This is a genomic window from Sphingomonas psychrolutea (genome assembly GCF_014636175.1).
GTDB classification, from domain to species: domain Bacteria; phylum Pseudomonadota; class Alphaproteobacteria; order Sphingomonadales; family Sphingomonadaceae; genus Sphingomonas; species Sphingomonas psychrolutea.
Map to the genome: position 1 here is coordinate 59,845 of NZ_BMDW01000023.1, position 8,175 is coordinate 68,019.

An 8,175-nucleotide genomic window follows, 5' to 3' on the forward strand; every position below is an offset into this window, starting at 1 on the left:
CTCACAACGTTCGAACGGGTACTGGCCGCCACGGCGCGAAGGCGCTGGCGTCGCGCGGCGTCATGCTCGCCAGTTCCGGGCAGTGGCGGAGGATGACGCTGGTCATGCTGTTCTGCTCGATCCAGTCCATCCCGAACGGCGAATAGATTTCGGGCCGAAAGTCGACCGTCAGGAAGCGGTCGCTCTGCAACCGCCGCGACGCCATCAGGATAAAGATACGGAACGCGGTGTCGGAGAAGCCAAATCCGGACGGGACCGGCTCGGCAAATAGCCCGGTCATCGTGTCGATCACGTCGATGCTGCCATAGACGTCGCGCAGCTTGCGAACCGATTCGGGATCGTCGCACAAATCCTCCCAGCGCTTGATCCGCGGTTTGTGCAGACTGGCGCGGAAATCGTTATAGCGCGGCACGCCGCGGCGCCGCGTACGCACCAGATCGACCACCGCCAGATCGATCAATTCGCCATCGCGATCGAACGCGCGCAGCGCATTAGGGTAATTGTGCAGAGCAATCGCGCCGGGGTTCGCGATGCCAAACGAATAAAGCGTGTCGGCCAATCCGATGCGGCGCATTTCGTCGTCAGTCTCGCGACCCTGAATCTGCGGGAAGTGACGAGTCTCCAGATGCTGTCCGTCGCGATGATTGTAGAAAGCGTAATCGTCGGGCAGCAGCGGGTGCAGACGATAGACCGTCGCGAAATCCTCGGTCAGGCAATAGGGCGCGCCGGTGTGGTTGGGCTTGGTCAACGGAATGCCGACCGATGATTCGACATCGAGCAGCCACAGGCCAAGCTTGGTGGTCCAGTCTTTGGCGGACGGGCCGTACCAGTTGTTCTTGAGCGCGATGTCAATGGCGCGCGTGGCGAGGATCGCCGGGGTCCATTCGACGGTATGGATCTTGGCGATCAGCGCCGACACGATCAGCCGCGCAGTGTGGTACCGGCGGTCGTCGGTCCAGTTTGGATAATGCCGCGCGAGTTCGTCGCACAGCACATTGTGTTCGCGCGCAAACAAGGTGTGGAGCGCGCTTAGGCCAAGCCACCAGCTCTGGTTGAAGCCGGTAATGTCCATGCCGTTGATATCGGATGGCAAATAATAATCGGTGGTCAGCCGAATTTTCGCGCCCTCGCGCAGTTTGCTCGCCTGCGCCAGGTCGGCGCCATAAACTTCGGAGCCGTCCCACCAGTGCGAAGTCTTGTTGCCGAACACCGTCTGCAACCCGTCGCTTTCGTTGAGCGCGATGTTGCCGGCGATCCGCATAACGTCCTCGGGCGCGCCGCCCGGTGTGTTGCGCCAACGTGGGAAGCCCGGCGGCAGCGGAACCTTGACGTCGTTCTGCCCCAGGTTGAGCCGGGCATGGTCGACCCAGTCGTGCACCTGGAACTGAATCCAGGCGGCAGCGAGGATATTGAGCGACCGCGCCGGAATGAACGCTTCGCGCTTGAGCAGGGTTTCGCTCACCGTAACCGGATTGGGCGTGTCGAACAGGTCTGGCCGGTAATCCGGCTTCATGTTGCGGCCGAACGGCTGGCCGACCGACCCCATGTCGGGTGCCGACAAATCGTTATCGCGCCCGTCAAACGCGCGAGACACGCGATTCTCCTCGAGTGGCAGCGGCGGCACGGGGCGCGCGGTGGGCGGCGCCTCGGGCGTGTTGGTGTCGATCAAATTGTCGCGCCTGAGCACAAAGCGAAACATGTCGAGGTTGAGCAAGCTCGCGTGAAGCGGGAGCCTGTGCCACTCGACCAGCTTGTTGATGCCGCGGAAGGTGATGCGCGCGAGCGCGCTGAAGAAGCGGTTACGGCGGATCGGGTCGCTGTGCCAGCGCATCGATAGGCGTTGCGCCGAACTCGCGTCGTAGGCCGCCTTGCGCGCACGGTTGAGGTTGCCGAGCGGCCGGAACTGATCAGTCGTGTTCCACGGATTGAACGCGAGACCCTCGACCGCGCGCGACGTGGCGCGCGCGGCGGCTTCCCCCACGTCGCCTTTGGCAATGGTGATCGTCGCGACGCGCTCGGGCGGCGACACGCTTTCGCGCCAGGCGATCGCAGTGTCCTCGATCGGGGTTTGTGTCTCATCGACGAAACGCTGGAGGAGGAGGTCGAAGGCAATGTCGCCTTGCGCAAGCCGACTTGCGGCTTCCTTCGACAGATAATCGGGGTCGCGCGTTGGCGGGTCGCCGGCCGACGGCGCGTCGGCGACGGGGCGGATGATGAAGCGGACCGCTTCGTCGCCCCATTTGATCGCGCCCCGGCTCCAATAGGATTCGAGTGCGATGCTGCGAATCGTGCGCCCGCGCGCGGCGGAAACGTTGCGCAGCATCCGGATCGTCTCGAATGGCCCTTCCGAGAAGACGAGCCCGATCATCCCGCACACTCGCGACACTCGCCCCCCCGCGGTCGCCCCTGCGAAGCGGACGAATTGGCGTGCGTTGCGTGCGTGCGAGACGTGGAAATTGGTCGCGAGCCAATCGTGATGTTCCTTGTCCGAAACGATCACCCGCAGCGCGATGCCGCGCAAATCGCGCGCGAAATCGGGTCCGGCATGATTGGCGGCGTTGGAAATGCGGACGATCGCGCGATAGCGCGCACCCGGTTTGGCGAACCCGACCGTCAGTCCTTCGGGCAGGGTATCGGCAAAGGCGAGGTGCGCGTGCTCGACCGCGAGCAGCGCCTTGGCATGAAACGCGCGGTCGACGGATGCCGCACCGGTCGCCTTTCTTGCCTTGAGCTGCGCGCGCATGATGTCGATCGCCAGCCGATCAAATTCGCGACGTTCGGCCTCTTTGGCCGGGTCGCCATTATTATTCTCCGCCCAGTTTGTCGCCATCGGATCCCCCCTCCAACACAATCGGTCGTCAGTCTCCGCGCAAGCGCTCCTCAATCCGCTCGACGATCCCGGCGATCGTGCCGCGCGGCGAGGGGCTGAAATGCGGTATTGCCCAGCGTGTGATTTTGGCGTCGATGACGCACGGCTTGCCCGACGACAGCGCGTCGGCGAACGCCGCCTCGAACTCATCTTCGGTTTCGACGCTATAGCCGTTGGCGCCGCACGCGCGGGCATAAGCGGCGAAATCAGGGTTCTGAAAATCAACCAGCCCCGATTCGAAATATTCGGTCATCTGATAGATTTTGATCAGCTTGAACTCACCGTCGTTGAAGATGATCCAGATCACGGGAAGGTCATGCTCCACCGCGGTCATCAGCTCGAAGCCCGACAGCGAATAGCAACCGTCGCCACAGCCCACCACCACCGTCCTGTCGGGATGCGCGAGCTTCACGCCAATGGCGCCGTTGGTGCGCGCCGACATCGGGCCGAACTCGCCCGCCTTGCGGAAATGCTGATCGGCCTCCAGCTCGAGATAATATCCCAGCCACGCCAGATGTGCGCCGGCATCGGCGAGGACAATCGAGCGTTCGGGGAGCATCCGCCCGAGCGCTTGCGCCATCCGTCCGGGATGGATCTTGCCCGGCAGTGGTAGAATCCTCCGGCTCTCATAGTCGCGCCCGTCGACCACCGCCGGCGCCCGCTGCCCGGTTTTGGCGCCGAGCGAGTCAATCAGCGCGCGCAGCCCGAGGCGTGCGTCCGCAACCAGCGCCTTGTCGGCCTTGTAGGCCTTGTCGATCTCAAGCTCGGAAATGTTTAAGTGGATCAGCTTTCGATCGTCGAAGAGCCCGCTCCAATAGTTGAACGTAGCGTGTTGGTTGAACGCGTTGCCGATCGCAATAACGACATCGGCGTCCAGGAACGCCTTCCACGCGCTGGCGTGCCCGCTGTCGCAGAAAACACCGATCGATAGCGGATGGTTTTCGTCGACGATCCCCTTGCCGTCGAGGGTAGTAAGCAACGGGATTTGAAATCGTTCGATGAATTCGCGGACCGTGGCGCCCGCGCCGCTGCGGATTGCGCCGAAGCCGATCAGGGCGACCACCGATTTTCCTTTGGCGAACGCCTCGGCGAGGTAGTTGGCGATGTCCTCGACGCGCGCCGGATCGGGCGCGACCGGTTTGATTGTCAGTTGCAGCGGGCGGTGATTGGTGACGTCGTGCCCGGGCAACCCGAATTCGCCGGGAACCGAAATGTGCACGGGTCCGGGGCGCCCAGCAAAGGCAGTGTTGACCGCCGCTTCAAGCACGTCGCACGTGTCGTCCGGATGCTCGATCAGCCAACTGCCCTTGGTGCAGGCAGTAAACATTTTTTGCGAATCGGGGGTGTTGTTGAGCCCCGATGTCTCATTTAGCGACCCGCGCCCCTGCCATTGCCGGTTGGCATAGCCGGTGATCGCCAGCATCGGATACGAATCCGACATCGCCATGCCGCAGCCCGAAAACAAGTTAAACGCGCCCGGCCCGGCAGTGGCAAAGCACACGCCAAGATGGTCTGTAAACATCGCATAGCCGCACGCCATGAACGACGCCGCTTGCTCGTGGCGTGTAATGATGCCGCGAATCTTATCCGAGTGTTTTAGCGCAAGCATCATACCCGTCGCTGTCTCGCCGGCTCCGCCGAAGGCAGCTCTGACACCAACTTGCTCGAGTCCGGCAACGAGAGATTCGAAAACCCGCATCTTTTACCCCCGATTGAGATTTTAGACTCGGACCCACCACTCCGAATTCGATGACATAAGAAAAACATCGATCCGTCAAGGGGCTGTCGAGCGAAAATGGACTTAACTTATCGATATCTTTGCCAGATAAATTGAATCGCAATACTTCGAGATGTGCATCGGATATTGTCAGCGCGCCGATGTCGCCATACTTTAAAAATGGCTGCGGCCAGGTTTTTTAGGAAATGATCGCATTCGATGGCGATTTACCCGAGCGAAACGCGTGTCGGGGCCGCGGGCGGGGAATGCGAAAGGTAAAGCGCGATCGGGGACAGGGGCATGGTGGAGAGCAAAGGCACAACGGCCAGCGGCGGGCTGTTTTCGGCGATGCATTTTCTTGAGCGATACTGGGTCCCGCTCCGCGAGCGTTGGCTTTCGGTTGCGGATTTGCGCTTCCACATCCTGCTGCTCGGGCTGGGGACGCTGCTCGTTCTAATTGTGCCGCAGGGTCGTGACGTCGTGGCCACACTCGCCGACAGCTGGAGTCCCGATAACGCTTCCGCCGGTTGGTTGGCGTTCTGGGAGCGCACGCGGCCGTGGTGGTGGTTCCTCGTAGCGGTTACCGCGCTGGGCCTTCAATCGTGGCTCTGGGCGCGCTTGTTGATCCACGTCCGCTATCGCAATGTCCCCACGTGGCGCCGCGACAAGGTGCTTGTGCTGCTGCCACGGATCCTGGGTGTGGTGCCGTTCGCGGCCGCCGCGGTGGCCTTGTGGAAGGTGAAACAGGGCGCGTATCTGTTTCCCCAAGGGCTGACGCTCGCGCTGCTCGGGGTTTGCGCGTATCTGTTTTACTGGAAGCGCTACGCGATCATCGCCGCGCTTTCGACCTGGTCCACCGCGCGCCAGCTGTTTTCGCACGAGCTTCCCTTCTGGCAGCTTACGCGCGCCGAGCTGACCGTATTGGTGCTTTCGCTGGCGACATCGCTTACGTCGTTGTTCTGGATATCGTTCGATCCGGTGACTTTGCCGGGGCTGATCGGGTCTGCGGCGCTCGCCTTTCTCGGCTTCGCTCTGGTGATTCCGCCGGTCAGCGTACTGATCGCGATGACAACGCAGCAGCGTTTCCCGGTGCTGACCGCGTTGTGCCTCGTCGCGTTCATGGTCAGCGGTGCGGTCGATAATCACGACATTCGCACCCTCAAGGCGCCTGCCCCGCCGCGCGCGTCGCTAAAGGATGCGTTCGACCGCTGGGTGGCCCAGGCGCCGCGCGATCCCGCCGATCCGACAATCGTGCCGATGGTGTTCGTGTCCGCCGCCGGCGGTGCGTCGCGGGCGGGAATTTGGACCAGCGCGACGCTGCAGCATCTCGATCGGGAAAAACCCGACTTCAACCGGAGCGTGTTTGCGATCAGCGCAGTGTCGGGTGGCGCGCTCGGGGCGGTCGACTATGTCGCATCGATTACAGCCGATCACGGCGACGATCCGCGCGCGCGCGCGGAGTTCGGCTCGCGATATGCCTCAAGCGATTTCCTCGCGCCGGCGATTGGCGGGTTTTTCTACACCGACCTGGCCCAGCGCTTCGTGCCGCTGGCCGTTTTCGGTGACCGGTCGTGGAGCATCGAGCGTGGGTTCGAGGTCTCTTGGGACCGCGAATGCGCAAAGGCGGGCGGGCTGGCGCGATGCGAGGGACTGATGAGCGGGAGGTTCCTCGACCTTTGGTCCGGCACGACGCAGGCGTGGCGACCGAATCTTTTGCTTGTCGGTACCGTGGAGGAGGACGGGCGCCGGATCGTCACCAGCAATCTCGCACTGCTCGAGCAGGGGCCGGGCAATTGGAGCCATCCGCTATTGCCCAATAGCTATGATTTTTTTGACATAAGCGAGAAAGCAATCCGCACCTCGACCGCAGTGATGAATTCGGCGCGGTTCACCTGGATCAGCCCGGCAGGGTCCTTACGGTTCCGCGGCGCGGTGGTCGGCCATGTCATCGACGGCGGCTATTTCGAGTCGAGCGGTGCGGATACCAGCGTTGATTTGATGACCGCAATCACGCCGTTGGCGCAGGACTTGTGCGATACGAAGAAGATCTGCGTGAGGCCGATCTTTCTGACATTAATCAACGACGAAATCACCGATGCCGTGGGCGATGTGAGTTACGACCCCTGCCAGCCGCTCGCTTCGGGCCTGAGCGTCAATGGCGGGCTTGCGCCAACCGAGAGGACGCGCCCGATCGCGAAGCCGCGTTCGCGCGCCAACGACCTGATCGCCCCGTTGGTCGGCCTGTTCAGCACGCAGGACAGCCGCGCCGAAGTCACGCTGGCGCGGCTAGCCCGCCAAAACGCCTTCCCTTTGCCCGCCGGCTGCGGCGGCGCATCGAGGCGCGCTGGCAGCGCCCGGCCAGTTCCCGAAATTCGCCTGGTGCCCTGCAGGATGCCTGCAGATCGCGCGATGGCGATGAGCTGGGTGCTGTCCGCACCGACGCGTAAACGCGTGCAGGATCAATTGAACGCGCTCCACCTGCGCTCGGGAACGCTTGCTGCGACGACGCGCTGTCGCCTTGGCCAGCAATTGGAGATGGCGCGGCTTGCAGCAGCGCTGGGTATTCCGAAAACAAGCCCCGAAGCCGTCGTCGCGGACTCGGTGCATCCCTAGGCTGCCATATCGATGTTGTCTGCGACAGCAGACTCCCGATCCTTGGCTTCGGCAGCGGGGATGTTGCCGATGGGCTCCAGCAGCGTTGAACCACTCGACCCATTCGACCATGGCGTACTCTACGGTTTCGAAACGACGCCAGGGCCATCAAAACACCTTCCGCAAGTTGAACGTCAACATGCGCCCGAGCGGATCGAGATAGGCAGGTTGATAGCTCAGCGGCGTCAGACCTGCGGTATCGCGAACTTGCGGGCGGGTATTGAACAGGTTGGTCGCCCCCAGCGTGGCGCGCATGCCCTTGAGCCAGCTCGGCGCCCGCCCTTTGCCATAGCGTTCGGCGAGATTGGCGAAGAGGTTCAGGTTCGCAACCGCATAATCGTTGAAGCGCAGAACGCCGTCTTGTCCGCCGAAGCCCCGGACCTCGGTCCCGCTTCGCCAATTGGCGGCAAGCCGGATGCCGAAGCCGCGTTTGAAAGCGCCGGCTTGAAAATCGACTTCGTGTCGCCGTCGGCCACCGAGAAAATCGACTGCCCCACCCCGCAACAAATCGAGCGCAGGCAGTCCGTTACGCAACAGGATCGAATCCTCCAGACACCAATTATGATACAAGCTCAGGAACAGGCGACTGGTCAGGTTGGCGGCGCCGCGTGGCAGTGCGCTGGTCGAATCGCTTTGCGAGAAAATCGCGTTCGGATTGGCACGGCGAGCGTCCTCCAGGCTGTTATAGACTTTGACGCGGGCAGTGCGCAGGACATCAGGTACCGGTCCGAGCGGTCGAGTGAAGTTGATGCCCCAGCGAATCTGTTCCTGGTTGGACTGGGCAAAATTGATCGCTCGGCCGTCGATCCCCTCAAGCCTGCCCTGCGCGTCGCGTGAGCTGCTGCCGGTTTCGTGGACACCAAGATAAGGTGTTTTCGGAACCGGAGGGTGTAAATGCAACGACGGAAGTTCAGCCGAGAGTTCAAGCTCGAGGCAG

The 8,175-nt window shown here is 62.4% G+C and carries 3 protein-coding genes and 2 pseudogenes; 1 reads left to right on the forward strand and 4 read right to left on the reverse strand.

Translation table 11 applies throughout. The annotated features are described in order from the left end of the window. Position 1: 1 nt before the first annotated feature. Positions 2-2,830, reverse strand: a complete 2,829-nt coding sequence (locus IEV62_RS15595) for a peroxidase family protein (protein WP_188449107.1) — start codon at positions 2,828-2,830, stop codon at positions 2-4. 28 nt (positions 2,831-2,858) lie between these two features. After that, positions 2,859-4,568 (reverse strand): thiamine pyrophosphate-binding protein, encoded by a 1,710-nt coding sequence (locus IEV62_RS15600; RefSeq protein ID WP_188449109.1) that lies wholly within the window; start codon positions 4,566-4,568, stop codon positions 2,859-2,861. A 318-nt stretch (positions 4,569-4,886) separates the two neighbouring features. On the opposite strand from IEV62_RS15600, the gene IEV62_RS15605 reads away from it, so the two are divergent. Beyond that, positions 4,887-7,199 (forward strand): hypothetical protein, encoded by a 2,313-nt coding sequence (locus IEV62_RS15605; protein ID WP_188449111.1) that lies wholly within the window; start codon positions 4,887-4,889, stop codon positions 7,197-7,199. Here the strand turns inward: IEV62_RS15605 and IEV62_RS18285 are convergent. Together IEV62_RS18285 and IEV62_RS15610 are read right to left on the reverse strand one after the other, a co-directional pair. Further along, positions 7,196-7,343 (reverse strand): annotated as a pseudogene (locus IEV62_RS18285) (IS3 family transposase); the annotation flags it as partial. The gene IEV62_RS15605 and the pseudogene IEV62_RS18285 sit on opposite strands and share 4 nt — an antisense overlap. 3 nt (positions 7,344-7,346) lie before the next feature. Then, positions 7,347-8,175: pseudogene (locus IEV62_RS15610) on the reverse strand (TonB-dependent receptor); the annotation flags it as partial.